The sequence below is a fragment of the Candidatus Nitrospira nitrosa genome (assembly GCF_001458735.1).
Lineage (GTDB): Bacteria > Nitrospirota > Nitrospiria > Nitrospirales > Nitrospiraceae > Nitrospira_D > Nitrospira_D nitrosa.
Genome location: NZ_CZQA01000013.1, coordinates 131240 through 157836, shown reverse-complemented (window position 1 = coordinate 157836; position 26597 = coordinate 131240). Strand labels below are relative to the sequence as shown.

Here is a 26597-nt window from a genome sequence, read left to right as displayed (position 1 = left end):
ACTTCCTGCGAACCCTAATTCTGAAGGTGTCATTATGGAGGTCGGGAAGGGGTGGACTCCTCAAGGCGCCGTCTGCCTTGTTTGGCACCGTTGCTGTTACGATGAGTTCCTGGACCAAGGTGAAGAATCGTGACAGGTTTATTTGGGAATGACGAGAAGAATAATTGTCTGATTCAAAATCGTCGAAGACTTTCTCGCTGGAGAACATGTCATGGTCTGGGACCCAAAAGATCCGTGGGGCAAGAAGCCTGACCCGATTGAGGACGTGCTCAAGCAAGCCAAGTCGAAGATGAAGGAGCTGTTCGCTGCTGGAGACTTTGATGGGTGGAAAAATCACCTGCCAGCGGGAGGACTGCTCAATGTGGTTATCACCGCCTTGCTTATCTTCTTCATCTGGCAGGCGGTCTTTATCGTCGCGCCGGATGAAGAAGGTGTCGTCAAGCGGTTCGGTGTGCCGGTTCGGACGGTCGAGCCGGGTCCCCACTTCAAAATCCCCTTCGCTGAGACCGTCCTCCAACCCAAGGTGGCAAAACTCTACCGGGTCGAGGTCGGCTTTCGCACCAGCCAGCAGGGCCGCCAGCAAATGGTGCCCCAAGAAGCCTTGATGTTGACCGGCGATATGAACATCCTGGCAATCGAATTTATCGTGCAATACAAGATCAAAGAATCCCGCGAGTTTCTGTTCAACGTGGCGGATATCCATGAGACCATCGGCAAAGCTGCGGAAGCCTCCATGCGGGAAGTGGTGGGGAAGAGCAAGATCGACGAAGCCTTAACCACGGGCAAAGCCGTCATTCAGCAAGACACCCTGACGCTCTTACAAACGATCTTGGATCAGTACCAATCCGGTGTGCAGATTGCTGCGGTGCAGCTGCAAGACGTGGATCCGCCGGAAGCGGTCGCCGCCGCCTTCAAGGATGTGACGAACGCCAAGGAAGATCGAGAAAAACTCATCAACCAAGCACAGGGGTATCGTAACGACATCATTCCAAGAGCCAAGGGGGAAGCGGCTGAACTGGTGAACCGAGCCAGGGGGTTTGCGCAGGCCCGCCTCAACCGTGCCCAGGGAGAGACAAACCGGTTCCTCGCCACCCTGAAAGAGTACAACCAGGCAAAAGATGTGATCAGCAAGCGGATTTACATCGAGACGATGGAAGAGATCCTGCCGAGCATGGAGAAGATCATCATTGATGGGAAGGGTGGAGAGCGCTTGCTCCCGTATCTTCCGTTGGATCGCCGCTCCAAACCGACGTCCATGACCGGAGCCAAGACAACCCCACAGACAGAGGGTGAAGAGTCGCGGTCGGAATCGCCCACGCTGAAACCGAGAGGCTCACGATCATGACCAAGCAGGGATTCGCACTGACACTCCTTGCCGTGATCATCGCGTTATTTGTGCTGGGGGCCTCTCCGCTCTTCGTTGTAGACGTCATCCAGACCGCGATCGTCGTCCAGCTCGGGAAACCCGTTCGAAACATCACCGAACCAGGGCTCTACCTGAAAGTTCCGTTCGTCCAAGAAGTCACCTACTTCGACAAACGGCTCTTGGATTATGACTCGAACGCCCAGGACGTTATTACCTCTGACAAGAAGACCCTCTTGCTGGATAATTTTGCGAAATGGCGCATTGTCGACCCCTTGAAGGTGTATCAGAACTTCCAGAGCCAACGAGGCGCGCTCCAACGACTGCACGATATCATCTATTCCGAGCTCCGGGTGGAATTAGGTCGGCACGAATTGCTCGAAATCGTCTCGAGCACGAGAGCGGACATTATGAAAGTGGTCACCGAACGAGCCAAGGAAAAGGCTGCGGGGTACGGCATCGATATTCAGGATGTACGGATCAAGCGAGCCGATTTGCCGGAACAGAACGAGAAAGCCGTTTTCGCGCGCATGCAAGCGGAACGCGAGCGCCAGGCCAAACAATATCGAGCGGAAGGCGCCGAAGAAGCGCAGAAGATTCGATCGGAAGCGGAAAAAGACCGGGAAATTATCCTCGCCCAAGCCTACAAAGAGTCGGAAGAGCTTCGTGGCGGCGGGGACGCCAAAGCCTTCCGAATCTATGCCGACGCCTACCGACAGGATCAAAAGTTTTTCGAGTTTACACGTTCGATGGAGGCCTATAAGACCGCGTTTAAGGACGGCTCAACCCTGGTGATGAGTCCGGACTCGGAATTCTTCCGCTACTTGAAGCAACGCTGACGTGCTCCGCAGCCCAGTTCCCTCAGGTCGATCTTACGGTCCTTCGTTGAGACGTTGCTTCTCCAATGTCGGTACGATTTGACTCTGCACGTCCTCCGTAATCGTGTATCGGACATAGGCGTTTTCAACCATTTGATTGGCATAGAGCCGGCCGGTTGGTGCCTCGACGGTCAGATCGACGCTGGCCTGCGTATTGGGCTGAATTGTGACGGTCTGCTCAATCTTGTCTCCAATATATGGATGCCAGACTTTCAACTTATAGGTGCCGGGGGGAATGTCGGTGAGCTGGAATTGTCCTTCGTTATCGGCGACTGCGTAATATGGATGGTCGGTGACCAGCGCCCAGCTCTCCATATACGGATGAAACCCGCATTGCATGGTGAAAATCTTCCGATCTTTGGTCATCTTGACCGATTGAATCACGGTGGCTCCTTCGTAGTGCTTGTGGACATGCGCGCTCAACCCGGCTTCACGAGGATATCGTGAGCTGATCGGTAATGGAATATTGAACAAGACGCGAGGTCCGAGGTTCGATGTCTCATAGGCTTGAATGTCGTGTAAGGCAGGGTCCATATTCACCACCATTACGTTGTGAAGATCGCGAACAAGTGTGATATACGGCATAAAACGGCAATCAATGGCTTCGATTCTCGGCGGTGTGTACTCGCCGAACGATTTGCCCTTCTCGATGCCCTCGAGATACACAACGACGTTGCGGAACTCTCCCTGTGATCCGACGTCAAACGGCTGTAGCAATCTCCACCCTTTCCCATCAGAAATCCGGCCGCAATAGACCGGGTCCGGCACGGTTGTGAGATTGTACCCCTTTGGCATCGGGACTTTGCCGTGGAGGTGAACCGTTCCAGAAAGCGATCCGCCTTCAGTCAAAAATATTTCTTCATAGGCTTCGCTGCCAGGCGTAACCGCGAGATTGAACGCACAGGCACATGCGACCATCAGACCGTGCCATGTAGCTCTCTTCATCATTGTCCCCTTTCACAGGATCCATTGTTGTCGATATCTATCATCCTCATGAGGCCGTTTCATCGAGATGAATGACCGCCGTTGGGCTCATCGAACGGACCGGGTCGGCGAGATTCGTCCAGATATTGTACCGGATTGTTCGAGCTCGGAGAAAACAGAGGCTGACATAGTCGCCAGGTGGAATGGTGATCATATCCTTCATCGCACCAAACCATGTCGTGAATCCCTTGTCGCAACTGATTTCCGCTATCGGGTGTATTCCGAGCAGTCCCAGGTGAATCGGGACGGAGAGTGCGTTATGCCACCGAATTTCTTCTCCGACGGCGGCATACAATTCAGCGGGAGTAATCGAATCCTGGCTGTCAATCTGAATGTCGTGAATGTGTGGAAATCGATCTCTGGGAGACGATGTCACACAACCGGTGAGGGTGGACACAAACAGAGCCACCCATATCATGCCGTGGATCAACATGTAATGATTCCCTTGCGTTAGAAAGACCAACAGCTTTCTGCTAAAAGCCTACATCGGCTCTTGTCAGAAGAGGGGGCTGACCAATATGAATCGAGCTGAGACTTCAGCGGTTCTTTGGAGGATCCGATCCGTGGCGGTAGACAAAGGCCAGTAAGTCTCGAGGACGAGAACCGATAACATGGCTGGAGGAGCAGTGCATTCTACGCTCTTGGGCTGGAGCCGCTAATGGCGAATAACGACGCATAACTGTCTGGAGGTATTCATACGTCACTTAAATCCCTTATACTACCTTCTATCAGAAATCTCTAGGGAGAAGCGATGGATTATGCTCCATCTGCTCAGTGGTGTTTACAGGACAAGATAGCTCAATTCAGATATCGAGACCGACAAAGGCCTATTCCGATGGCTATCGAATAGGATAGCTGTAGTACCTGTTCGGTCCATGCTAGGAGCATTGTCTAGGGCTTTCCCAATACCTGTCATGCTCATAAGCTGGAAGCAACCTGAAGAGACAGTACCAACACACAAGACGTAACTGATTGACGAATGAGATCGTGACAGTTTAGCATCCTGGCCATCGCCATCTCGTTGATCAATTTAGTGGGAATGGGAACTGTTTCTATTAGGTTGCCCATCAAGTATGAGTCAGAGTATATTCCCTACCGGGAGTCTGGTTAAGGAAAGGACGGTTCGTCTCTTGCCTGTGGGAACAGGTGCAGTCATTCTGATCGCCTTTGTTTGTATCGGCGTGGTATTACAGATGCTGGGAGTTCCCGTCACCTTGCTTGGTCTCCTGACGTCGGATACTCCCGTGGAATCACTCTCCGAAGACTTCTCTATTCCTCCGGTCATACTGGAACCGGGTGTTCCGAGCCACTCTCGTTCTAGTCTGGAGAGTCAATCTCCCAGGCATCTTCCAATCTTCTCCATCGCAGTCTTTCATCCTCCTCAATCGTAGTCTTTGTTAGGGTCCTATCAATTGGCGGTACACGTTCGCTGGGACGTTCACCCGTGGCGTGTCACTCTGCCATGCCATTGATACGGTGTGAATGTTTCTGCGATCTCGAAATATCGTACTGTCCGGTCATTATGGCCGGAGTGAAGGGGAAAGGCGACAGGGGTCGGTACGTTGGGAAATGGAGTGCTGTGGGTAGTGTTGCTGGGCATGCTGAATGTGTCCATGGCAGTTGCCACGTATGGAGCGTACAGACAGATTGTGAGTCGGCGCGTCGGGATTGGAACTGAGAAGAGGCTGGTCGAGGAAGCCTTGCTCAATTTCGTTATGGAGGAGGTCGGTCGGAGCACCGAGATTATTAAAACTCCAATTGCCCGCATCCGATAAACGGAATCATTGGGGCTCAGCCATTTCACGAATGGTGAGGGCAACGAATTGAGCTTGCCGATGAACCGACGATGACAACAACGGGCGCTGTGTAGGGCAGAAGGCGTTATACGGCCACCGACACGAGACTGTACAGGCAGTAGAACTGGATTTGACGAAGGATTGGAGGTCTATGCGATTCAGCACGAAGTACTTCGAAGCGGAGATTGCCAACTTTGTCTTTTTCCGCGCGCCACTACTTGGGTCGATATATATCGGCCCCGATTCCGGATGCGGCTACCTTGTGAGGATTAGCCCGAAGGAGATTGATACGATGCGTCGAGACTATGTCGAGAGGACGAGACAAACATTGCGTGAGCGGCGGGCGTAGGACTTCACGGTGAGGTTACGGAGAAAGTGATGTGCAAGGGATTGTTTACAAGGATTAGGTGGATCGTGCTCGTGGTAGGAGCCGGACTCGTGCCCCTGATCGATCAAGTGCTGGCGGAGCCCAATAAAGCTGAGAAGTCGGCCTCAGCGAAGGTTTCGATAGTCGAGGCTATCACGACCGCGTCTGAAAAAGTAACAGGTGCAGTGATCGAAGCCAAGTTAGAACAGAAGCATGATCAGTTGATTTGGGAGGTCGAAGTCGTCACGCCGGAGAAACAGGTGATGAAGATCCACATTGATGCCCAGACAGGGGCGGCTATTGATGTGGAGGAGCAAACGGTGAAGGCAAGGCGGATTCAGAGGCGGAATTGACGACGTGGGGCAGTCCAAGGCCATCAAGCGAACCGTTCCCTCACATTGAACGCATGTCAACTGATGAGACTGCAATGAGCGGAACGAGTCACCGAATGCTGCGTCGGATGGATCAGTTTCGAGTAATATCCGGTTCGAAGGTAGACGAGGTGCAACCCGCATGGCGTTGATCCATACGCTGACGATTCTGATCTGTCTGGCAGCCCTGTTCAGTTATGTGAATCACCGGCTGCTGAAGTTGCCGATTACGATCGGACTCATGGCTGTGGCACTGGGATTTTCGCTCATCTTGCTGGCACTGGGGAAATTAGGTTTTGGCATTGAGGCTGAAGCACAGCGTTTCATCGGTGCGATTGATTTCAACGAGGCACTGATGCATGGCTTGCTTGGTTTTCTGCTGTTTGCCGGTGCCTTGCATGTGAAACTCGATGAGCTGCTCGATCTCAAATGGGTCATCGGGACCTTAGCCGTCGTGGGGACGATCTTGTCCAGCGTAGTCACTGGCTTGCTCGGCTATGTGCTATTCGATTTGGTTGGTTTATCACTGCCGTTGCTCTATTGTCTGTTGTTCGGTGCCCTGATCTCGCCCACTGATCCCATTGCCGTCATGGGAGTGCTTCGACAGGCTCGCCTTCCCAAGGCGTTGGAAATGAAAATTGTCGGGGAGTCGCTCTTTACTCAGAAGTCAGAAATATAGGCCACACTCGGGTGGTGGAAGAAGGATCGCACCAGAGCGGGGCGGCGACCAATCTCCATCAACTGCCGGGTCACCTGCGCATCGAGAGTCTCCCCCTTCCGAAGCGGCCGCCGCGCCGTCCCGGTTCGCTTTGCATAACTCCAGACCAGTTCATCGGGATTGAGGTCCGGGGCATATCCGGGCAGATAATGCAGGGTCAGTTTGCCGGCGAGGTCTGCGATATACTGGGTAACGGCTTTGGTCTTGTGCGCTGGCAACCCATCCAGGATCAGATGCAAGGGCTTGCGGCGGCCACGCAGCATCCGGCGCAGCAAGGTCACGAGCTGCTCGCCCGTCAGCCCGCCCGTATAGGTCTCAACCCAGAAGGCCCCCTTGGTCGTGATTGCTGAGGCGGCGCTGATGCTCTGACGCTGACCGGGGACCGATACCACCGGGGTTTGACCCTTGGCTCCCCAGGTCCTGCCCTGTACGGCATCGGCCCGAAAGCCTGACTCATCCCAGAAATAGATCTCGGCCTGGTCCCGCTTGGCGCGGCGCACGATCGCTGGATACGTTTCGCGTTGCCAGCGCGCAATCGCGGCAGGATCGCGCTGGTAGGCACGCTGCAACGGCTTCTGCGGTGTCAGCCCCTGGCGTGCCAACACCGCTCCGACCGACGCCAGGCTCAGGCGCACGCCGAAACGCTGGGCGATCAAATCACGCACGATCTGGCGCGTCCACAACCCAAAGTCAAATCCGTACTGCATCGGATTCTTGCCGTTGATCCAGCGAAACATCTGCCGCTCCTGTCCTGCCGTCAATGTCCGGGGACGCCCCGTTGCTGGCCGAGCCGCCAACGCTTTCAGACCCTGGCCACGCCGCCGGGCCGTCTTGAGCCAGCGGTAAATGGTGCAGCGATGAAACCCGTAGCTCGCGATGACCGTGCTCGGCCGTTCGCCGTCGCGCACTCGCGCCACGGCCATGGTGCGAATCGTCTCCAAGGTCCGGTGATCGAGCGTGCGGCCATCGCGTTTCATCGTAACGCCGAGTGTCGCATATCCACAGACTGTTGTCTATATTACTAACTGATGAGTAATGACGGAGTCGGTGTGGTGATTTTTCTCATCGTGTTGAATCTCCTTCCGAAAGAAACGGTTCACGTGACGGATGTGCTGGCCCTTTTTGCGGAAGAAGCACTGGGCGGCGCAGCCTTGGGATTGGTTCTCGGCTATCTCGCGTATCGGATGCTCCGTTCCGTGGATAGCTATCAGGTTGAAATTCTTATTACGCTCGCGTTGGTTATGGGCAGCTTCGGATTGGCGGATTTGCTGCATACGTCCGGCCCGATTGCCGTCGTGGTGGTAGGGCTGCTCATCGGAAACTACGGACGGCAATGGGCCATGTCGGAGACGACGCGGGAACATCTCGATAATTTTTGGGAACTGCTGGATGAGATGTTGAATGCCGTCTTGTTTGTCCTGATCGGATTGGAAGTGCTTGTGTTGAGTTTTAAGCAACCGTATCTCCTTGCCGGACTTGTGGCTATTCCGCTGGTATTGGGAGCACGCTGGCTGAGTGTCGTGCTCCAGATCAGGCTGTTCAGCCTCGTCCGGGAGTTTGCTGCCCGCACGGTAACGATCCTGACCTGGGGCGGCCTGCGCGGCGGAATTTCCGTTGCGTTGGCTCTTTCCCTACCACCGAGTCTCTCCCGTGATGCCCTTGTGACGATCACATACGCCGTTGTGGTGTTTTCGATCATGGTGCAGGGGGTTGACGATCAATCAGGTGCTAGGAAATGCAGTACAGTCTTCACCCGGCATCCACACCAGTGATATGAGAAGAGCTGACCTGCCATGACTGGATATGTGTCAGGATTGTTGTCAGGAAGAGACTGTTTGTTCACTAAGATCGTACCGAGTGTGGACATGACAGTGTGTTGCTCATATGGTAGATTGATCGTATGAGTTCAATGAACCGAATGACATTGCGCTTCCCATGCCGCGTAAGCGCAGTGGGCGGCTTTGTCCTATTGCTCTGCGTCTGCGTAGTCATACAGATGCTTGGAGTCCCAGCCACGTTCGTGGATCTGCTGAGCTCCGATGCGCTCGTGAAGGTGGAGCCTGTCTCGGAAGATCATACGACCGTGTCTCCCTCGCTTGAGTCGGAGCGGCCGAGACTTCTTACTATGGTCACTGAATCTCATCCGGTGCGACGGTTACCGATTTTGACGACATCCCTCTTCCATCCTCCTTCTCTCTAGTACGTCGCGTTCACTCAACACGACAACGTCGAGACATTCTGCGTGATGCGTCCCGTTCTGATGGCATTCACGTAGCGATGAATTCGTTGCGTGTCAAAATGACCAGAGAGTTTGAATGACCATTCGGCTACCAGCGGGAAGTTGGTATGCCGTCTATCGTTCAGAATGAGGTGGAGTGTTTTTATAGAGAAGGAGCGTGTCATGAATTGCTCGGTATGTCGGTCTATGTACCTCGTAGTTCTGTTGACCTTGCAAGCCGATTTGTCGTTTGGTTCTACAGCCGTCGTCGTTCCGCACTCAGCTTTGGAGAGGGTGCAAGCGGATGACGATTACGGTGTGTTGCTTGGAACACATCACATCGTCACGAACGTCAGCCATAATGGGCAAGGTCACGCCCCGGAATTTACTCACTCGAAGGAGATGGAATGGCACATTGAAGAAGTCACTGAGGGCAAACGGTTTCTCACAATACTTGTGCCCACGCATGGCCCATTTGTCGTGAGGCTTCCAGTCGGATCCTACCGTGTGACAACCATGAGGTTCCCTAGCCCTGAGGGGTTTTGGCACGGCGTCCTGCCCACGGCCTTTGAGATACGGCCATGGGAATGTACCTCGCTAGGAACCTCAATGCTTCAGATGCGAGTGGGGTTTGTGACTGGATGGATTTCGCGCCATGTGCTTCATGAGCAGGAATTCAGTCGTGCGAATCATGATCAACTGATCGGAGGAAATCGTTGTTTGATCTCCAAGGCTCCGCTGACGTCATCGGTGAAGCAACCAGTCAGACTGGACCGATCAGAGGCGCAGGAATGAAAGGGCCAATCTCATGAACAGGAATACGCGTTATCATAGTTTCGTTATCGGTCTCTCCATCTGGGCTATCAGTGTGACGCTGGGGTGTGCAGGCCTCAGGGTTCCGCTCCCAACATCACAGATTGCGATCCCGGACGAAGATCACGGACTGTTACTGGGTAAGATTCACCTCACTCGGGATGGAAAGTCACCATCGGAAGGGTTGAGTTGGCCGAAAGAGATGAAATGGTGGGTTGAAGATGAAGCGACGGGGACTCGCTTGATGATCGGGCATCTTCCGCTTGATGGCCCGTTCGCGGTGCAACTCCCAGTCGGTTCCTATCGTGTCACCGACATCAGTTTGGCAGGTACACGAGGCATTTGGCACACTGTGTTGCCGACCGCCTTTACCATTCGGCCACGAGCATGTACGGCACTGGGTACCCTGGATCTTGAGATGCAAACAGGGTTCTTTACGGGATGGATGACACGACAGGTCAGTCATGAGAAAGGAATCGCTGCCGAGGATATGGGCGAGACATACGGGGCAGAGGGCTGTCCCACTCTGGTCGCTCCACTTGAAACACCTGTGAAGAGCGTGGTCAGAAAACAGTTTCCTACCCGAGGTGCCGGCAGGTTCTAGGAATCCAACAGGCCGTCCCCACATCGCCAGTCAGGGTCTTCTGGCTGGCGATGGCATTTGTAATAACGGAACGCCTCGTTACAGCGAGTAAATAGGTTGAGGAATCACCGATGAGTAGTACGGTCTCTACCGTCCTGGCCGATGCGAAGGCAGGTCTTGTGGTGTTCGTTGTGGCGCTACCGCTCTGCCTGGGGATCGCCTTGGCTTCCGGTGCTCCATTAATGTCAGGATTGGTGGCCGGAATCGTCGGCGGGACTGTGGTGGGACTCCTCAGTGGATCCCATACCAGTGTGAGCGGCCCGGCTGCGGGACTGTCGGCGGTCGTGGCCTCGCAAATCCTCTCACTCGGTTCGTTCTCCGCCTTTCTGATGGCTCTGATCCTTGCCGGGATGATCCAAATTAGTCTCGGCGTCGCCAGAGGAGGGTTCATCTCTGAATTCTTCCCCTCCAGTGTCATCAAAGGGTTGTTGGCCGCGATCGGCGTGATCATCATCCTTAAACAGATTCCCCACCTCGTCGGGCATGACGCCGATCCGGAAGGAGACCTGTCCTTCTCCCAGCCGGATCTCGAAACGACGTTTTCCGAACTCTTCCGCATGTTCGGATATTTTCAGCTGGGGGCTGCCGTTGTTGGTCTGTTGTCCGTGGCACTGCTCCTCCTCTGGGACAATTGGAAGCCGTTGAAGACGTCTCTCTTTCCCGCTCCTGTCGCCGTGGTCTTATTCGGTATTGGGGGCGGATTGTGGTTCGAACATCTCGGCGAGCCATGGATCATCAAGCCAAGCCATCTGGTGCAGGTGCCGGTGGCGGGCAACCTTGCTGAGCTGTTCGGACTGCTTCCTCGACCAGACTTCTCGCAATGGATGAATCCGGCAGTCTATACCGCGGGGATGACGCTGGCTCTTGTGGCCTCTCTTGAAACCTTGCTGAATCTCAAGGCCGTTGACCGGATTGATCCACGCCAAGGCACATCACCGCCGAACCAAGAGCTGTGTGCGCAAGGCATCGGGAATGTGGTGTGCGGATTGATCGGCGGGCTCCCAATCACCTCCGTGATCATCCGGAGTTCGGTGAATGTGAATGCGGACGGCCAAACAAAGCTGGCTGCAATCATCCACGGCATCCTGCTTCTCGCCAGTGTTCCGCTCATTCCGACCTGGTTGAATACCATTCCTTTATCCTGCCTAGCGGCTATTTTGTTAGTGACCGGTATTAAACTGGCCAGCCCAGCTCTCATCAAGCAAATGTGGAGCGAGGGCCGATACCAGTTTATTCCGTTTGCGGCAACCGTGACTGCTATCGTGTTCACTGATCTTTTGATCGGCATCGTGATTGGGCTGATCGTGGCCATTGGGTTTATTCTTAATAGCAACATGCGTCGCCCAGTGCATCGGTTGGTCGAGAGGCATCTTGGTGGTGACGTCGTGCATATCGAACTGGCCAACCAGGTAAGTGTCCTGAATCGCGCCGCTCTTGCCAAAGCGTTGAATGATGTATCCAGGAATGGCCGTGTACTTCTTGATGCGCGAAGCACGGATTATATTGATCCGGATGTGCTGGACTTGATTCGAGACTTTAAAGATCAAGCCGGACCAGCCCACGGTGTCGAGGTGAGTCTCGTCGGGTTTCGGAGTGAGTATCACTTTGAGGACCAGATTCACTATGTGGATTACTCGACCCGTGAACTTCAACAGGCCATCACACCGCAGCAGGTCCTGCAGATTCTGAAGGACGGTCACGAGCGGGCCCGCACCGGTCGTCGCCTGACCCGAGACTATAGTCGCCAGGTTCAGGCCACGGCAGCGGCCCAACATCCGTTGGCCGTCGCACTCAGTTGCATCGATTCACGTACCCCTGTGGAATTGATCTTCGATCTCGGCATGGGCGACATTTTCAGTATCCGTGTGGCGGGCAACATCACAAGTCGAGAGGTGTTGGCGAGTGCAGAATACGGGTGTGCGGTGGCAGGGGCAAAACTCATGATCGTGATAGGGCATACCGGATGTGGGGCGGTCTCGGCCGCTGTGAAACTCATAGGCTCACACCTAACGGTTGCCAACGCGACAGGATGTCAGCATTTAGATGCTATTGTGAGCGAGATCCAGCGGTCTGTAGGAGGTATTCCCAATCAGCCGGCTGTGAAACCGGCTTCGCCTGATGCCGGAGTGATCGCAGATGCTGTTGCCAGAGAAAATGTTCTGCGCGTAGTCAAGGAACTACGCCAACAGAGTCGGACGATTGACAACTTGGTTTGCGAACGACGCATTGCCATTATCGGTGCGATGTATGACATTTCTACAGGAGGCATCGAGTTTTTAGTAGAAGATGGACTAGGCGAGGTGAGGATATAGAATAGAGCGTGACAGCCGCTTGTTATTTGATAGCTGATGCGATTTGCCCGCTAGAAGCGATATTTGATCGAAGGCCTTTGACTGCCGGCGTGGCCCTCATGGGGCAAGCATGAGGTGTGTATACCTTTTTCTCCCACCTGAAATGGACATGGGCAATCGCGTTGGGGTATGCGGCGAGATAGGCGTTCACTGGATGATGAACGGCGGTTTATTCACTCCCTGACACAGTTGTCCATCTGTTCCCATGGTTGTCCTTCTTTGCAGCTTTCTCGCGCATGCACTCGTTACTATTAGGTATTCAGGCGTAGTCTATTCAATCGTCATGCAGGACTTTGACGATCAACGGAGTGGAGGAAAGGGGAATAGGCATAATTGAGAGAGGATGGACCATGCCAGATTGCCTGGCAAAAAGTAGCTCGTTTCTGTGTGCCCACTATCTGATGACCTGTATCTGTCGCCACCGTTTCGATTGATACCGCCAGGGGAGCAGTTCCATTCGTACGATCTCAGCTATGATCACTCGTACCATTCGAAATGCTCCTTGACACGGTCCGCCTAAAGAGTGTACATACACCAGTATGAAGTCGCAATGCCCAGAAGAATTTAGCGAATGTGCTGATTGCGCATGTTTTAACGTGCGAAAAGCCGCGCGTGCGATCACCCGATTCTATGACGCTGTCCTCGAACCTTCCGGAATACAGGGAACACAATTTTCCTTGTTAACAGTTGCTCACCTCGCAGGTGAGTTGCCAATCACGGAAACGGCAGATCGTCTTGGTGTAGACAGAACGACGTTAACCCGGAACCTGAGAGTGCTCGAAACTCGAGGGTTCATTGTAGTCGGACCTGGTAAAGATGGACGTACGAAATCGATTCAGTTGACCGATGCGGGTCGAGATACGCTGATGAAGGCGTTGCCCTATTGGAAGAAGGCACAGGAAACAGTCGTTCATGATCTTGGACATGCGCGTTTCAAAACCCTGATGAAAGAATTGTCTGCAATTCGGTCGCTCAGCAAACAATCAATCTAACGAATGCACGGTAGGTGGGTGGTTTATAATGCCACGAAGAGTGCAGATACACTAATTGAGCTTATATTGCCGCGTGAGATGTGCAGATCATAAAGAGCATCTCAAGCATTTTAAGCTTCATCTCCCAGGCTGCCCAGTCATTGAATTGAGGTTCTTGGAGCACGCGCTAACAAATGTTTTTGACTAGATATGTGTATATGCACCATAGGAGGAAATGGCAATGAGTCAGATAGGTCATGGCAGAGCCGAGCAGTTTTTCTGGTGGGTCACTGCGCACTCCAAGGCGCTTGTTCTAGCGGGAGTCATATTAATAGGGAGCCTAGCCGCATTCATCCCGCAGCTGACCATGGATACCTCAGCTGATTCCTTCATTGCCAAGGATAACCCCGCCCGCGTCTATCGAGATCAAGTCAAACAAGTCTTCGGCTTATCGGATCCGTTTGTGATCGCGGTTATCAATCGTGGTGCCACAGGCGTCTTTAATCCCGACACGTTGCAATTGGTGCAGTGGCTGACAGATCGAGTCAAAACCATTCCCAACGTCGACCCTGATCGAGTGATGAGTCTGGCAACGGAGAACAATATTGTCGGCACTGATGACGGCATGCAGGTGAAGAAATTCTTCCAGCCGCCGCCCGTGACGCAGAGTCAGGCCGATACGATTCGTGCAGCGATCGCTGATTTTCCGCTCTACCAGGGCAGTCTGGTGGCACGTGATGCGACGGCGACCTTGGTTACGGCTGAAGTTCTTGACGAGATGAAGAACGAGGCAACGTATCAGGCCTTCATGAGCCTGGTCCAAGAGGTCCCGCAGCTGCCAGAGGTCGAGCTCCATGTGGCTGGCGAAGGGGCAGTCTCTGGCTATCTCTTTAACTACATTGATCATGATGCGAAGCGAATTAATCCGGTTGTTGCGATTGTCATCACGATTGTCCTCTTCATCGCATTTCGGACGGTGCGCGGGATGCTGCTACCGAATTTGGTCGTGCTCGGCACGGCGGCGGCGGCCTTTGGAACCATGGCCGCGGGCGGCGTTCCATTCTATGTAATTACCAACGGTCTCCTTTCCATTTTGATTGGGATGGCAGTCGCAGAACCCATCCATCTCCTCACACACTATTATCAAGTGGGTCGTGCTCATCCTCATCTCACACATCAGGAAATGATTATTCGCACCATGAGCGACGTCTGGAAGCCTCTGACGATGACTATTCTCACCACAGTGGTTGGCTTCATTTCGCTCTATGCCTCCGGCGGGATGCCGCCAATGCAGTATTTTGGTCTCTTTGCGTCCATTGGGATTATAGGAGCCTGGTGTTATGGCCTGGTATTTATTCCGGCCGCATTGATGTTGGTGCCATTCAAGCCGTCTCCCGCGATCAAAGGCGACCAGACGATTGACCGTTATGCTCAATTCGTGACGGCATTGGGCCGCTTTGCGATTCGTCGACCAAGGTTCATTCTCAGCGTGGCACTCGTCGTTGCCGTATTGGGGATGATCGGTGCGTTTCGGCTCATCATCGAGGAGGCGACGATCGAAAACTTTCAGCATGATGAACCCATTTATCGCGCGGACAAAGTGATCAACCAGGTGATGGACGGGACCAATTACCTGGATATTGTGGTGGAGACTCCGACAGCTGAGGGCCTGTTCAACCCGGATGCACTTCACCGTATGGAGGCCCTCCAGAGATTTGTCGAGACGTTGCCTGGCGTGGGTGGGACGACGTCGGTGGTCGACTACGTGAAGCAGATGAATCGGTCGATTAACGAAAACCGCAAGGACGCGTATCGCATTCCCGATAACCGAGACCTGGTGGCGCAACTCTTTCTGCTCTACTCCGCCTCCGCCGATCCGACGGATTTCCAGCAGGAAATTGATTACGAATATCGACGGGCCAATATTCGCGCCAGTATCAAAACGTCCCATTACGTGAACAACCGGGCGGTAATTGAACAGGTCGAACAGTATCTCCTCAAGCAATTCAACAACAATGAGGTCGTGGGCCATTTGAGCGGACGAGTGAATGTCAATCATCACTGGTTAGAGACCATCGCCTCCACCCATTTCGTCAGTGAAGGGATCGCCTTGGTCATTAGCTGGCTCATGGCGTCCTGGCTGTTTCGTTCACTCGGTGCTGGACTCTTTACGCTGGTGCCGGTGTTTGCCTCCGTTCTTCTCGTGTACGGCATCATGGGATTCGGTGGGATTTGGCTTGCTGTCGGGACCTCCATGTTTGCGGCCATTGCGACTGGTTTGGCGATCGATTTTGGTCAGCATACGACCCAGCGGATTCGTGAGCTCATGCGATCGGGTACCGGCACGTTTGAGGAACGGATGGTGCACTTTTTCCCGTCTACAGGGCGGGCGCTGTTTTTCAACTTCCTGGCCATGAGCTTGGGGTTCGGCACCCTCATGATCAGTGCGGTGCCGCCACTGATCCGTTTCGGCAGTTTGGTGGCGGTGGCCATGGCCGTGAGCTTTCTCGCCAGTATTACGGTTATGCCGGCACTGGCGACGATGTTTCGTCCGCGCTTTCTTGGGTTTGCGACCTCCGATCAGGAAACAGCTCAGGCAGTGCAACTTAACCCGGTCTTATCCGTGTCTACCATGAAGGAAGGAAGGTAATTCATATGCGATCACACATGCAGAACTTCTTTATTGGGCTCTTTTTCTTGATTTCCATGTCCGCAGGCGATGTTGCCGCGGAATCCTTACTGGCCGGCGAAGAAGTCGCTCGACGCATTAATGCGCGTAACGAAGGTGAGGTCGTCTCACGTTTTATTACGATGGCAATGACGGACCGCAGCGGCACCGAACGAGTGCGGGAAACGAAGAGCCTCCGAAAGTATTTTGGAAAAGAGAAACGAACGATCATTTTCTATTTGAGTCCTTCAAATATTAAAGATACGGCATTTTTGACCTACGATTACCCGGAAGCCGATCGAGACGATGATCAATGGTTGTACTTGCCCGCAGCCAGAAAAGTGCGCCGTATTTCCGCGTCCGATCGAGGGGACTACTTCCTCGGGACGGACTTTACGTATGAAGACATTCGCAAGGAGACCAAAGTTGGGATTGAAGATTACTCGTGGAAAACTCTCGGCGAGGAGACCATCGATGGGCATCGGTGCCTTCTCGTCGAGGAGATTCCTGTGAATGACAAAACGGCCCAGGAATTGGGCTATAGCAAAGTGCAGTCCTGGATTGATGCCGGAATCTGGATGGTCCGTCAAGCCAAGTACTGGGATGTGGCGGGTAATCCGTTGAAGACCCTCCAGGTCAGGGAGATCACATTGATCCAGGATATCTGGACAGCCCATCAACTAGCTCTAGAAAACCACAAGACCGGCCACAAGACGGTGTTTACCTTCAAAGATGTGAACTATGGGCAAAATGTCAAGGATGAAATGTTCACGGAAGAAGCCTTGCGACGCGGATATTAAGGACCTATGGCACGTTCATATACGACGTGTGGAATTCTGGCGCTGGCGGGGTGGCTCATCGCTGCCAGCGCCATGGCCGAGAGCACGGCAGACGATACGCAATCGAGTCAGTTAAGCAATCATCGGTTCAGTGCGGTGCTTGAATCTGAAGCGGCCTATGGGATGGCACGAGATCGTGCCGATAAACTGGAGATGCTGCTTGAGCCGCAGTGGGAATATCGATGGAGCGAAGATACCCGTATCACCGGGATCGCTCGGCTGTACACGGAAGGATTCGACCATCTGGAACCTGGTCGCCTGAGCCAAGGGGAGGTTTCGCCTAACTCCCGACGCCTACAACTAGGCGACCGAACCGACGTGGAATTGCGCGAGTTCTACCTGAGAACGCGACTCTGGGGGATGCATCTTACGCTCGGCAAACAGCAGGTCGTCTGGGGGAAGGCCGATGGGCTGAAATTGCTCGACGTCGTCAATCCACAAAACTTCAGGGAATTCATTCTCGATAACTTTGACGATTCTCGTATTCCGCTGTGGACCGTGAATGCCGAAGTGCCTGTTGGAGGCGGAAACTTGCAATTGCTCTGGATCCCGGATCGCACCTATCATCGGCTGCCTCAAGCGGATGCTACGTTTGCCTTTAGCTCACCGCTGATCGTTCCCCAAGCGCCTCCTGGTGTTATGGTGAATCTTCGGCCGCTTGAACGTCCCAACAATATCATGATGGATTCCGACGTTGGCATGCGGTTTTCAAAGTTTTGGCATGGCTGGGACCTGACGGTCAACTATCTCTACCACTTTGCGGATTTCCCTGTACTCTTTCAATCCGTGTTGTTAACTCCAAGTGGCGCCACGGTGACAGTAAACCCTCGTTATGAACGCAACCATCTCATCGGAGGGTCCTTTAGTAATGCGTTTGGCAATCTGACCGTACGGGGCGAAGCCATTTATAATACCGATCAATTCGTGTTGACCACGAATCGACGGGACGGTGATGGTGTGATCAAGAGCGGTGAGATTGCCTATGTCTTCGGGCTGGATTGGTCAGGCATCGAAGATACGATGCTGAGCGTCCAGCTCTTTCAAAGTTGGTTGCTCCATCCAGGCGAGGGGATGGTACGAGACCCATTAGATACCATGACCACCGTATTACTGAGACGACATTTTTTGAATGAAACGTTAGAAACTGAAGTGATCTGGTTGCAAAGCGTAAACCAAGGAGATGGACTTGTCCGACCGAAAGTCAGTTATGAGTTGCGGGATAATTTAAAAATTTGGACAGGGTTTGATCTATTTTACGGCGATCGCAAAGGCTTGTTTGGACAATTTGATCGGAACGATAGGCTCGTGATTGGAATGGAGATGGGGCTTTGAGCTGCAGCTGTTCAATTCGATCCTGATCTTCATCTTATCGAATCACTTGTATCTGTCTCCACCGTTCGGACTGATACCGCCAGAGGAGCAGCCCCATCCGTATGGTCCAGTCGGCGATCATCGCCGCCCAGATCAACAAGACGGATTGCCGCATCCAGAGAGCGGCGATGAGGGCCAACGGCACGCGCACGCCCCACATGCCGATCATCGTGGCGCCCATGATGAAGCGTGTGTCGCCGGCGCCGCGCAACGATCCGGCGAGCACCATGGTCAGGGCCAGGGGAATCTGTAATAAGGCGACGATCTTGAGAAACATGATTCCCAGTTCGATTACAGCCTCATCGGTGGTAAAGGCATGGAGCAAGGCGTAGGGGAAAAAGAAAAAGATGAACCCCATGCAGGTCATGATGGCAATGGCTATCCGGTTCGCCTCCCAATTCTCCAACTTCGCCCTTGTATACTTGCCCGCTCCGATACTCTGCCCCACCATCGTGGCGGCGGCGATGGCCAACCCATAACCGGGCAGGAATGATAACGATTCGATGGATAAGCCGACCTGGTGCGCAGCATAGGCCACGGTGCCGTAGAGCAGTACCAGTTTGGTATAGACGAAAATGCCGGCCTGCTGAACGATCCGCTCGCCGGAAACTGATGCCCCGACGTTCCAGATCGATCGAATCAGGTCGAGACGCAAGGTGGAGGACTCTTTAAAGATCGGACGGCAGCGGAGCAGGAGATAGAGGCCTCCAGCTGCTTCGGCCACACCGGCAGCAATCGCAGCGCCCTTGAGACCGAGTGCCGGAAATCCTCCCAGTCCATAGATGAGCGGGTAGGCCAGGACGACGTGTAGGAGGTTGACCCCGATCAACCCGTACATGGGTGTTTTGGTATCGCCAGAAGCCTGAAGCACGGACGCCAACACTTGAATGAGGACCGTACAAGGAAAGACGAGGAAGATGAGAGTGGAATAGGGAAGGGCCAGCTCAATAACCGACTGTTCTGCGCCTAACGCTTCCATCACAAACCGATTACCGGCCATGCCGATTCCAGCCAAGACGAGTGACGCGCCGATCGCCAGCCAGAGGAAATGTCGAGCGGCCTCTCCGGCATCGTGCCGCCGCCTTGCGCCCCAGAGCTGGGCCACGACGACGTTTGTCCCGACGGACACTCCCGACATCAGTGTTGCAGCCACAAAGGCCAACAGTTGGCCGAGCCCCACGGCGGCAATTGACGTGGCGCCCAATCCGCCGACCAAAAAGACGGCGACAATGCCTTCAGCCCGCTGTAAGAGCGTGGTGACGGTGACGGGGAGTGCAAGAACCATCACGGACCGTCTGATTTGGGTGACACCGTTGCCCATGGGGCGCTATCCTAGCAGAGATTCTTCGTTGACCATGTGAGAATTCAGCGATCACACCACACATAGGAAACTGAGAGTGGAAACTCCTAACGAGCTCTTTCCTACCGCCGTACCGCCCCGGCTTTCAAAATCCAAGTTTCTCTCCGGACTGCAATGTCACAAACGACTCTATCTGGAAATTCACCAGCCTGCTCTGGCAACACCGCCGGATGCATCGACGCGGGCGATTTTGGGTATGGGCACCGAGATCGGGGTTCTTGCGCAGCAGCGTTTCCCCGGCGGTGTCCTAGTGAAGGCCGGCTTTCGTCAGCGAGAGGCGGCGGTCGTGGAGACGGCAGGGTTGCTTCAAGATCCCACGGTTCCCTCCATCTTCGAGGGAGCGTTTGAGCACGACGGGGTGCTTGTCCGTGTCGATATTTTGGAGCGTGTCCAGACTGGTTCGGGGGAATCCCCTTCCTGGCGTTTGATCGAAGTGAAGTCCTCGACAAGAGTGAAAGATATCCATCTCGATGATTTGGCGATCCAGAGCTTTATCGTCCAAGGTTCCGGAGTAAACCTGGAAGCGACCTGCCTGATGCACATCAATACAGGCTACCGCTACGATGGGGGTGTGGTTGATCTACGGGCACTCTTTTCAGTCGAACATGTTTCAGAAGCACTGACGGCCAGACGAATGTTAGTGCTGGAACGATTGGCTGCCATGAAGTCCATGTTGTTGGGGGTACAAGCTCCACCGATCGAGCCGGATCAGCATTGCCACAGTCCCTATGAATGTCCCTTCTGGGCCCATTGTACCAAGGACAAGCCGCCACGCTGGATCTATCACTTGCCGGGGAAGAAAGAGATGGTCAGTCAGCTGGTCCGGCAGGGGGTTACGACGATCGACGAGATTCCGGAGGGAGTCCGACTGTCGGATGCACAGCAGAAGGTCAAGAACAACGTAGAATGGGTTTCATCGGAATTGGGTTCACTCCTTCATTCTCTCCGGTACCCCATCCACCATCTCGATGCGGAAACAGTGATGTTGGCCGTCCCACGGTTTCCCTCCACCAGGCCCTATCAGGCCCTTCCGGTGCAATGGTCTAATCACATTGAACTTGAATCCGGTGAGGTCGTGCATCAGGAGTTTCTCCACAACGAGGCGTCTGAGCCACGCAGGCGTTGGGCTGAGGCATTGATCGAGTCCCTCGGCGAGTCCGGCAGTATCTTGGTGTACTCCGCATACGAAGCAGGGCTCATTCGCCAACTGGCGGACATGTTTCCTGAATTTAGATCCGCCTTTCGAGAGATTGGGAAACGGCTGTGGGATCTGCTGCCCGTGATCAAAGAGCATTATTACCATCCCGCCTTTAACGGATCGTACTCGATCAAATCAGTATTGCCGGCGGTGGTGCCGTCGCTTGGGTATGGTGATCTGGCGATTCAAGAAGGCGGGCATGCAGCGGCTGAGTATTATCGTATGGTCTTCGTCGAAACCGATTGGGTGGAACGGGAGACCATCCGAGAAGCCTTGCTACGGTATTGCGCACGAGACACGCTGGCGATGGTGGAGCTGCGGCGGACGCTAAAAACCAAAGCAGGAATCCGACCGGGTAATACTGCGGAAGCCTCATGAGCAGAACCTGTATCTGTAAATTAATTTTACAGTATGCAAGTTGAGCTGGCCCCGATTGTACAGACACCCCACCAAAGATGAGAATGATGCAATCGGAGGACCGCATGAGCACCAGGACCAGACGACGGTACACGGAAGGGTTTAAAGCAGAAGCCGTGCAATTCATATGCAACTCGGCACAGCCTATTGCCCAGGTAGCCTGAGACTTGGGTGTTGCCGACCATCTACTGCACTGCTGGCGGCTGGAGCAGCAACAGCCAGAGACTCACGCCTGTCGGGACTATCGGTTGCAGCAGGAGTTCATCACACAGCCCACGCCGGAGTAGAACGGGATCATCGACCGCTTCTTTCGTAGCCTCAAAAAAGAGCGTGTCTAGCAACACACGTTCCAGACGGTTGATGCTCGACGCGTCATGCAAGCGTGGATGCACTGGTACAACTAGGAACGTCCATATCAGGCGCTGGGGTATCGAAGCCCAATCCAATGCCGCGCCCCAAAAATAATCGAGATCGTGTGGTTTCAGGGGAGCCCTACAGGGGGGCTCACGCTCCGCACTGAATCTTATTGGATTCAGAATCCAATAAGATTCACCTTGTAGAGCCAAAATCCAACCGCAATTTGAATTAACACGTGTATAAAATATTTACAATTGTACGAGCAATCGCTTTCTATGAATAATTGAATAGTTAGCTTGGTAAAAGTGAGTCGGGTTGCTTGTAAGTGTAAAGACATTTTACAAGTGCTTAGCTCTGTTAAATAATACGTATTTATTTTATGGGTAATCTGAGAATCTATTTTATGGTATGAATACTGCTTGGCTAGTAGTTAGGTGCTAAAAAGTAAAACAATTTAGATATCAAGCTCAGTGCTTGGTGGAAGATGGAGGCAGATGATGCATTTGCGGAGTACGCTGTTTGCTTTGCTCTTGGGTATTGGAATGTTGTGGAGCACTTGGGCGTTTGCGCTGACAATTGCTCCAACGACTAATACCTCGGCTTTGGGGGCCGCATTGGGAGGAGGGGGGCTACTAACCATTAATAGTGTTACGATTAACAACGGTGCATCGAGCCAATTTGGAACATATACAGGGTTTACTAGCCCACCGGTCACGATTGGTGATGGGGTCGTGCTTTCAACCGGCCAGGTTGTGCAAACGACACCAGGGTTTAATAATGGATTACAGGGGCCAGGTAGCACTCCGAGCACAAATACAGGCCAACCTGGCACGGCAGCGTTTGATGCCTACGGGGCCGGTAATATTGAGAATTTTTCAGACTCGAATGATGTCGCTTCCATGACAGTGGCATTTACCTTGAGTGCCCCCAGTCAGGTCGGTTTTGATTTTATCTTTGGCTCAATCGAACACCCCGAATTTACGAGCGATTTTACTGATGCATTCTTGGCATTTCTGAATGGCTCAGCTTCGGCAAACCAAATTGTATTTGATGCCGCCAACAATCCAGTGCAGGTCGGGGTGAGCTTTGCCAGTGCACTCACCACGTCTGATACGAACACAGCATTTGGCGACCCACACGGTCTCGTAAAGCTTCAGACCTTTACGTTCAATCAACTATCCGCAGGTTCACATACTCTCAATTTTCAAGTTGGCGATGTCAATGATCATATCCTTGATAGTGCAGTGTTCATCTCAAACTTTCGGGCGGAGGCAGGGACACCTGGGACGACGCCAACTGTTCCTGAACCCAGTACGGTCCTCTTACTTGGCGCGGGCTTAGTAGCGTTAGGATTTGCACGTTATAGGATGTCAGTTCCTCGCGGCAGAGGGTAGTACAGAACATTAGAAGTAATGACTACTTTTAGGATACCCGCAGTGTCGTAAGGCACTGCGGGTATTTATTTATGCTGAAGATGTGCGCAATGGAATAATCGGCTCACAAAGTGCTTATGTGAGCGTGGCAGAGATAACCTCGTATTTGGACCGTGACGGATATGGCATGTCTTAGCCGATGAATTGCTCCTGACTATCGAGGTATTGCTTGAGATCACTGAGAAGGAGCAGCGGCTCATTCATGTGTGAACCGTTGTATGGTAGAGAAAGATGGGCATTCGAAGTATGCGCTTGGGTCTGTTGATATGGCGGAGAGGGTGGGATTCGAACCCACGGTCGAGTTACCCCGACAGCAGTTTTCGAGACTGCCCGATTCGGCCGCTCTCGCACCTCTCCGTTATGGTAGAACGTAGGCTGGTTTGAGTATCGAGCAGGTGAGGACAACGTGCTCAATAGGTGTGCCGAGCTTACCGTGCTGCGTGATGATTTGCAATGGCTTCGTGGGACTCTGTTTTTCTCGACTCTCCATAGAAAAAGCTGAGAGATCACCCCCCTGAGGAGGGAAACGACAACTCCGTCAACTCCGCATTATCCAGTCCCCGCTTGACCAGGGAAGAAATATCCAGCATGCGCTCAATTCTTAGTACATCATCCAGGCGTGTCTTCGTGCTTGGGTGGGGTGGTACAAAGAGCTTGCAGCAGTCCTGGTCCGGCTCGATCGATGTCTCGTAGGTGCCGAGCCGCCTGGCTTCGTCGATGATCTCTCGTTTGTCCATGCCGATCAGTGGGCGGAGGATCGGCAGTTCTGCCGCATCTTCAATCGCACAGATGTTTTGAGGCGTTTGCGACGCCACTTGGCCCAGGCTATCGCCGGTTACCAATGCCCAACACTGTTCCCTTCTGGCCAACTCCTCCGTAATGCGAATCATCATTCGTCGATAGAGGACGATTCGGAACGGAGCCGGCGCATTCAGGACAATCTCACGTTGAATTTCTCCAAAGGGGACGACATAGAGACGTGAGTGATATTGATACTGGGTCAGCGTCTGCACAAGGTCGCGGACCTTCTCTTCAGAAGCTCGGCTGACCAACGGTCGGCCAGAAAAGTGAATGAATGAGGCTTGGCAGCCTCGTTTGATGAGACGGTAGGCGGCGACCGGCGAATCGATCCCACCCGAGATGAGACAGGCCACCTTCCCGCTGACACCGACGGGCATTCCTCCTGGTCCTTCTGTCTTTTCTACGGAGCAGAACGCGTCTTTTGACAGAAGCTCAACATAAATGGTGAGGTCGGGGCTCTTGAGGCTGACCTTCTTGCCAGTGGAGTGACAGATTGCTGCCCCGACTATTTTCTCGACGTCCATAGAGGTCAGGACTAACCGTTTGTCGGCGCGACGGGCTGTGACTCGAAAAGTCTCAAATGACTTGGATCGGAGTTCATCGAGAAGGGTCGATACCAATACATCGAGGTTTGGGGCTGAGAGCTGGAGAGGGAGGGTGTGGCCTAACGAGAAATTGGCGATACCACAGACCCGTGCGAGTCGGCCTCGTACCGTATCTGGATCGGCTTCTGACGGAAGCGTGATACGGATCCGGCTGTGGAGGTTGTCGACCCGTCGAATATCGAGATCACTCAGAGACGTCCGGATATTGTCGACCAAACACTGCTCAAATGAGTCCCGATTTCGGCCTTTGAGCGCGAGCTCATGATAATGAACAATGGCGGTTCTCATGGATGGTGAGGAGTAAGGAGTGAGATAGCTTCTTGCCTTTTACGTACTTTCCAGGAGCCGCTCTGCATCGATTGCCGCCATACAGCCGGTACCGGCGGCTGTAATAGCTTGGCGGTAATGGGAGTCTTGTACGTCTCCGGCCGCAAACACGCCTGGTACGCTTGTCCCTGTGCCCTGATGCGTTCGGATATAGCCCTTTTCGTCCATGTCGAGTTGGCCGGTGAAGAGTGCCGTGTTTGGCCGATGGCCGATGGCCACAAAAACGCCGGCGCAGGAGCGCTCCGTCGTTTTTCCGGTGACGACATTCTTGAGGCGTACGCCGGTGACGACCTCGCTGCCCAGAATATCCTCAACCACGGTATTCCAAACGAAGGCGATCTTCTCGTTGTTCATCGCCCGTTGTTGCATGATTTTTGATGCCCGTAGCTTGTCGCGTCGGTGCACAATCGAAACCTTTGTTGCGAATTTGGTCAGAAAGGTCGCTTCTTCTATCGCACTGTCTCCACCGCCGACGACTACCAATTCCTTGCCACGGAAGAAAAATCCATCACAGGTGGCGCAGGTGGAGACGCCGTGACCCGTGAGGCGTTTCTCATTCGGAAGTCCCATCTGAATGGCGGACGCGCCGGTGGCGATGATGACGGTTTTGGTGTGAACGGCGCGTTCACCGTCGATTGTGATGCTAAATGGACGCTCAGTGAAATCAACTGCGGTGACATCCCCGGTCACAAACTCCGAGCCGAACCGCTCGGCTTGCGCACGCATCTCTTTCATCAGCTCAGGGCCCATGATGCCCTTCGCGAATCCGGGGTAATTTTCGACGTCCGTCGTTGTCGTGAGTTGACCGCCCGATTGCCAACCTTCGATGAGCAGGGGAGACAGGTTTGCTCGTGCCGTATAGATCGCAGCGGTTAACCCGGCCGGTCCTGACCCGATGATGACGACGTTCTGCATAAGAGAGGGACTCTATCACAGCGAGGGAAGCAAACGGTAGAAGGTTGTCTAAGGCTTGGTTGAAATGAGGATGTCAGGCAGTTCACTTTGCAACCCCAGATCAAAGGCAAAACCTATTGCAGAATCGCGATCAGGAGCTATGTGATTAGAAGCGAGACTTGGAGGTTGCCCATTGCGACAGTATCGCAAATGCTTCCTGAACCCGCCTCCTCCCAACCGCACGAGACACTGTTCCGTCAATGACGAGATCGGCCATCTGGGCCTTTTTCGCCAGTGGCATCTGGCTGCGAATGCGCCGAAGGGCTTCAGCTCGTGAGAGACCATTACGCTTCTTAAGGCGGGCGATTTGAGTCTGTTGATCTGCAGTGACCACGATGATCTTCTGCACTCGCTTGTCGATGCCGGCTTCGAAGAGAAGGGGAACATCATAGAGCACAACGGCGGTCGGATCTTTTCTGGCGGCTTCTCTGGTCAGTCGTTGTTGCTCGCGGGCTACGCGAGGATGGATGATGCGTTCTAGTCGGCGTCGTTTTGCTGGATATCTGAAGACGATCGACCCGAGGGCTTGTCGGTTGATCGTTCGATCGGGATTCAGAACTTTCTTGCTAAATGTACGAACAACGTCCCTCCATGCCGGTTTGTCAGGCTGGACGACCTCTCGTGCCAAGGCATCGGCATCAATGACCACGGCTCCGCATTGTTTGAACATCTGTGCCACGGTGCTCTTTCCTGTGGCCACTCCACCTGTGAGCCCTATGAGGATCATAGCGGCGGAGCTTATCATGCGTCACCCTTGACGACAAACTGAGATTGACATCTCCCGTTCTCTGCTT

The 26597-nt window shown here is 53.6% G+C and carries 25 protein-coding genes, 1 tRNA gene and 1 pseudogene; 18 read left to right on the top strand and 9 right to left on the bottom strand.

All coding sequences use genetic code 11. The annotated features are described in order from the left end of the window. Positions 1–211: 211 nt before the first annotated feature. Both hflK and hflC read left to right on the top strand, forming a co-directional pair. On the top strand, positions 212–1345 hold the full coding sequence (gene hflK / locus COMA1_RS19390) for an FtsH protease activity modulator HflK (protein ID WP_090751184.1): 1134 nt from the start codon (positions 212–214) through the stop codon (positions 1343–1345). Then, positions 1342–2202: a protease modulator HflC gene (gene hflC / locus COMA1_RS19385; RefSeq protein WP_090751183.1), complete on the top strand. Its 861-nt coding sequence runs from the start codon at positions 1342–1344 to the stop codon at positions 2200–2202. The genes hflK and hflC overlap by 4 nt, the downstream gene beginning before the upstream one ends. 33 nt (positions 2203–2235) lie before the next feature. On the opposite strand, the gene COMA1_RS19380 is transcribed toward hflC, so the two are convergent. Then, entirely contained in the window at positions 2236–3189 is a 954-nt protein-coding gene (locus COMA1_RS19380) for a peptidase associated/transthyretin-like domain-containing protein (protein WP_245631161.1), read from the bottom strand. A gap of 43 nt (positions 3190–3232) precedes the next feature. Then, positions 3233–3658 (bottom strand): hypothetical protein, encoded by a 426-nt coding sequence (locus COMA1_RS19375; RefSeq protein ID WP_090751181.1) that lies wholly within the window; start codon positions 3656–3658, stop codon positions 3233–3235. Positions 3659–4298: 640 nt separating this feature from the next. Here COMA1_RS19375 and COMA1_RS21255 point away from each other — a divergent pair. The 5 genes from COMA1_RS21255 to COMA1_RS19350 all read left to right on the top strand — a co-directional run bounded on the left by COMA1_RS21255 (position 4299) and on the right by COMA1_RS19350 (position 6438). Beyond that, on the top strand, positions 4299–4616 hold the full coding sequence (locus COMA1_RS21255) for a hypothetical protein (protein WP_176698199.1): 318 nt from the start codon (positions 4299–4301) through the stop codon (positions 4614–4616). A gap of 222 nt (positions 4617–4838) precedes the next feature. Continuing rightward, the gene (locus COMA1_RS21250) at positions 4839–5000 is read left to right on the top strand and encodes a hypothetical protein (protein ID WP_176698198.1); all 162 of its coding nucleotides are present in this window, start codon (positions 4839–4841) and stop codon (positions 4998–5000) included. 172 nt (positions 5001–5172) lie between these two features. Continuing rightward, entirely contained in the window at positions 5173–5370 is a 198-nt protein-coding gene (locus COMA1_RS19360; RefSeq protein ID WP_090751178.1) for a hypothetical protein, read from the top strand. Between the two features lie 29 nt (positions 5371–5399). Then, a complete protein-coding gene (locus COMA1_RS19355; protein ID WP_090751177.1) occupies positions 5400–5741 on the top strand; it encodes a PepSY domain-containing protein in 342 nt (113 codons plus the stop codon). A 160-nt stretch (positions 5742–5901) separates the two neighbouring features. Next, the gene (locus COMA1_RS19350) at positions 5902–6438 is read left to right on the top strand and encodes a cation:proton antiporter domain-containing protein (RefSeq protein ID WP_090751176.1); all 537 of its coding nucleotides are present in this window, start codon (positions 5902–5904) and stop codon (positions 6436–6438) included. On the opposite strand, the gene COMA1_RS19345 is transcribed toward COMA1_RS19350, so the two are convergent. Then, complete coding sequence (locus COMA1_RS19345) at positions 6420–7454, bottom strand: IS630 family transposase (protein WP_090751175.1); 1035 nt, start codon at positions 7452–7454, stop codon at positions 6420–6422. The genes COMA1_RS19350 and COMA1_RS19345 overlap by 19 nt on opposite strands. A 51-nt stretch (positions 7455–7505) precedes the next feature. On the opposite strand from COMA1_RS19345, the gene COMA1_RS19340 reads away from it, so the two are divergent. The 9 genes and pseudogenes from COMA1_RS19340 (at position 7506) to COMA1_RS19305 (ending at position 18312) form a co-directional block, all read left to right on the top strand. Further along, positions 7506–8249 (top strand): cation:proton antiporter, encoded by a 744-nt coding sequence (locus tag COMA1_RS19340; RefSeq protein WP_090751174.1) that lies wholly within the window; start codon positions 7506–7508, stop codon positions 8247–8249. A 629-nt stretch (positions 8250–8878) separates the two neighbouring features. Further along, entirely contained in the window at positions 8879–9490 is a 612-nt protein-coding gene (locus COMA1_RS19335) for a hypothetical protein (protein ID WP_141654428.1), read from the top strand. Positions 9491–9503: 13 nt separating this feature from the next. Next, positions 9504–10112 (top strand): hypothetical protein, encoded by a 609-nt coding sequence (locus tag COMA1_RS19330; protein ID WP_090751172.1) that lies wholly within the window; start codon positions 9504–9506, stop codon positions 10110–10112. Positions 10113–10222: 110 nt separating this feature from the next. Further along, positions 10223–12463, top strand: coding sequence for a bifunctional SulP family inorganic anion transporter/carbonic anhydrase (locus tag COMA1_RS19325; RefSeq protein ID WP_090751171.1), 2241 nt, complete (start codon positions 10223–10225; stop codon positions 12461–12463). An 83-nt stretch (positions 12464–12546) separates the two neighbouring features. Further along, positions 12547–12686, top strand: a pseudogene (locus tag COMA1_RS22050) (sodium:proton antiporter NhaD); the annotation flags it as partial. Positions 12687–13041: 355 nt separating this feature from the next. Beyond that, positions 13042–13494, top strand: a complete 453-nt coding sequence (locus COMA1_RS21905) for a MarR family winged helix-turn-helix transcriptional regulator (protein WP_090751170.1) — start codon at positions 13042–13044, stop codon at positions 13492–13494. 220 nt (positions 13495–13714) lie between these two features. After that, on the top strand, positions 13715–16123 hold the full coding sequence (locus COMA1_RS19315) for an efflux RND transporter permease subunit (RefSeq protein ID WP_176698197.1): 2409 nt from the start codon (positions 13715–13717) through the stop codon (positions 16121–16123). 5 nt (positions 16124–16128) lie between these two features. Continuing rightward, a complete protein-coding gene (locus tag COMA1_RS19310) occupies positions 16129–16941 on the top strand; it encodes an outer membrane lipoprotein-sorting protein (protein ID WP_090751168.1) in 813 nt (270 codons plus the stop codon). A gap of 6 nt (positions 16942–16947) precedes the next feature. Then, a complete protein-coding gene (locus COMA1_RS19305; protein ID WP_090751167.1) occupies positions 16948–18312 on the top strand; it encodes a DUF1302 family protein in 1365 nt (454 codons plus the stop codon). A gap of 34 nt (positions 18313–18346) precedes the next feature. On the opposite strand, the gene COMA1_RS19300 is transcribed toward COMA1_RS19305, so the two are convergent. Next, positions 18347–19672, bottom strand: coding sequence for an MATE family efflux transporter (locus COMA1_RS19300; RefSeq protein ID WP_090751166.1), 1326 nt, complete (start codon positions 19670–19672; stop codon positions 18347–18349). A 76-nt stretch (positions 19673–19748) separates the two neighbouring features. On the opposite strand from COMA1_RS19300, the gene COMA1_RS19295 reads away from it, so the two are divergent. Further along, complete coding sequence (locus tag COMA1_RS19295) at positions 19749–21287, top strand: DUF2779 domain-containing protein (protein WP_090751165.1); 1539 nt, start codon at positions 19749–19751, stop codon at positions 21285–21287. A 224-nt stretch (positions 21288–21511) separates the two neighbouring features. Here COMA1_RS19295 and COMA1_RS19290 read toward each other — a convergent pair whose 3' ends face one another. Beyond that, positions 21512–21718 carry a hypothetical protein gene (locus tag COMA1_RS19290; RefSeq protein WP_090751164.1) on the bottom strand — a complete coding sequence of 69 codons (207 nt, stop codon included), beginning with the start codon at positions 21716–21718 and terminating at the stop codon, positions 21512–21514. Positions 21719–22177: 459 nt separating this feature from the next. Here COMA1_RS19290 and COMA1_RS19285 point away from each other — a divergent pair, with 459 nt between their 5' ends. After that, positions 22178–23077 carry a choice-of-anchor L family PEP-CTERM protein gene (locus COMA1_RS19285; RefSeq protein ID WP_090751163.1) on the top strand — a complete coding sequence of 300 codons (900 nt, stop codon included), beginning with the start codon at positions 22178–22180 and terminating at the stop codon, positions 23075–23077. A 306-nt stretch (positions 23078–23383) separates the two neighbouring features. Here COMA1_RS19285 and COMA1_RS19280 read toward each other — a convergent pair. The 4 genes from COMA1_RS19280 to coaE all read right to left on the bottom strand — a co-directional run bounded on the left by COMA1_RS19280 (position 23384) and on the right by coaE (position 26530). Beyond that, positions 23384–23473 (bottom strand) — tRNA-Ser (locus tag COMA1_RS19280). Positions 23474–23622: 149 nt separating this feature from the next. Beyond that, the gene (thiI, locus tag COMA1_RS19275; RefSeq protein WP_090751162.1) at positions 23623–24810 is read right to left on the bottom strand and encodes a tRNA uracil 4-sulfurtransferase ThiI; all 1188 of its coding nucleotides are present in this window, start codon (positions 24808–24810) and stop codon (positions 23623–23625) included. Positions 24811–24849: 39 nt separating this feature from the next. Then, positions 24850–25764 (bottom strand): thioredoxin-disulfide reductase, encoded by a 915-nt coding sequence (gene trxB, locus COMA1_RS19270; protein ID WP_090751161.1) that lies wholly within the window; start codon positions 25762–25764, stop codon positions 24850–24852. Between the two features lie 145 nt (positions 25765–25909). Next, complete coding sequence (gene coaE / locus COMA1_RS19265; RefSeq protein ID WP_090751160.1) at positions 25910–26530, bottom strand: dephospho-CoA kinase; 621 nt, start codon at positions 26528–26530, stop codon at positions 25910–25912. Between the last annotated feature and the right edge of the window lie 67 nt (positions 26531–26597).

Coding starts and splice junctions, on each gene's coding strand:
- hflK (WP_090751184.1), top strand. CDS start 212: ATGGTCTGGGACCCAAAAGATCCGTGGGGCAAGAAGCCTGACCCGATT.
- hflC (WP_090751183.1), top strand. CDS start 1,342: ATGACCAAGCAGGGATTCGCACTGACACTCCTTGCCGTGATCATCGCG.
- COMA1_RS19380 (WP_245631161.1), bottom strand. CDS start 3,189: ATGATGAAGAGAGCTACATGGCACGGTCTGATGGTCGCATGTGCCTGT.
- COMA1_RS19375 (WP_090751181.1), bottom strand. CDS start 3,658: ATGTTGATCCACGGCATGATATGGGTGGCTCTGTTTGTGTCCACCCTC.
- COMA1_RS21255 (WP_176698199.1), top strand. CDS start 4,299: ATGAGTCAGAGTATATTCCCTACCGGGAGTCTGGTTAAGGAAAGGACG.
- COMA1_RS21250 (WP_176698198.1), top strand. CDS start 4,839: ATGGCAGTTGCCACGTATGGAGCGTACAGACAGATTGTGAGTCGGCGC.
- COMA1_RS19360 (WP_090751178.1), top strand. CDS start 5,173: ATGCGATTCAGCACGAAGTACTTCGAAGCGGAGATTGCCAACTTTGTC.
- COMA1_RS19355 (WP_090751177.1), top strand. CDS start 5,400: ATGTGCAAGGGATTGTTTACAAGGATTAGGTGGATCGTGCTCGTGGTA.
- COMA1_RS19350 (WP_090751176.1), top strand. CDS start 5,902: ATGGCGTTGATCCATACGCTGACGATTCTGATCTGTCTGGCAGCCCTG.
- COMA1_RS19345 (WP_090751175.1), bottom strand. CDS start 7,454: ATGAAACGCGATGGCCGCACGCTCGATCACCGGACCTTGGAGACGATT.
- COMA1_RS19340 (WP_090751174.1), top strand. CDS start 7,506: ATGAGTAATGACGGAGTCGGTGTGGTGATTTTTCTCATCGTGTTGAAT.
- COMA1_RS19335 (WP_141654428.1), top strand. CDS start 8,879: ATGAATTGCTCGGTATGTCGGTCTATGTACCTCGTAGTTCTGTTGACC.
- COMA1_RS19330 (WP_090751172.1), top strand. CDS start 9,504: ATGAACAGGAATACGCGTTATCATAGTTTCGTTATCGGTCTCTCCATC.
- COMA1_RS19325 (WP_090751171.1), top strand. CDS start 10,223: ATGAGTAGTACGGTCTCTACCGTCCTGGCCGATGCGAAGGCAGGTCTT.
- COMA1_RS21905 (WP_090751170.1), top strand. CDS start 13,042: ATGAAGTCGCAATGCCCAGAAGAATTTAGCGAATGTGCTGATTGCGCA.
- COMA1_RS19315 (WP_176698197.1), top strand. CDS start 13,715: ATGAGTCAGATAGGTCATGGCAGAGCCGAGCAGTTTTTCTGGTGGGTC.
- COMA1_RS19310 (WP_090751168.1), top strand. CDS start 16,129: ATGCGATCACACATGCAGAACTTCTTTATTGGGCTCTTTTTCTTGATT.
- COMA1_RS19305 (WP_090751167.1), top strand. CDS start 16,948: ATGGCACGTTCATATACGACGTGTGGAATTCTGGCGCTGGCGGGGTGG.
- COMA1_RS19300 (WP_090751166.1), bottom strand. CDS start 19,672: ATGGGCAACGGTGTCACCCAAATCAGACGGTCCGTGATGGTTCTTGCA.
- COMA1_RS19285 (WP_090751163.1), top strand. CDS start 22,178: ATGATGCATTTGCGGAGTACGCTGTTTGCTTTGCTCTTGGGTATTGGA.
- thiI (WP_090751162.1), bottom strand. CDS start 24,810: ATGAGAACCGCCATTGTTCATTATCATGAGCTCGCGCTCAAAGGCCGA.
- trxB (WP_090751161.1), bottom strand. CDS start 25,764: ATGCAGAACGTCGTCATCATCGGGTCAGGACCGGCCGGGTTAACCGCT.
- coaE (WP_090751160.1), bottom strand. CDS start 26,530: ATGATCCTCATAGGGCTCACAGGTGGAGTGGCCACAGGAAAGAGCACC.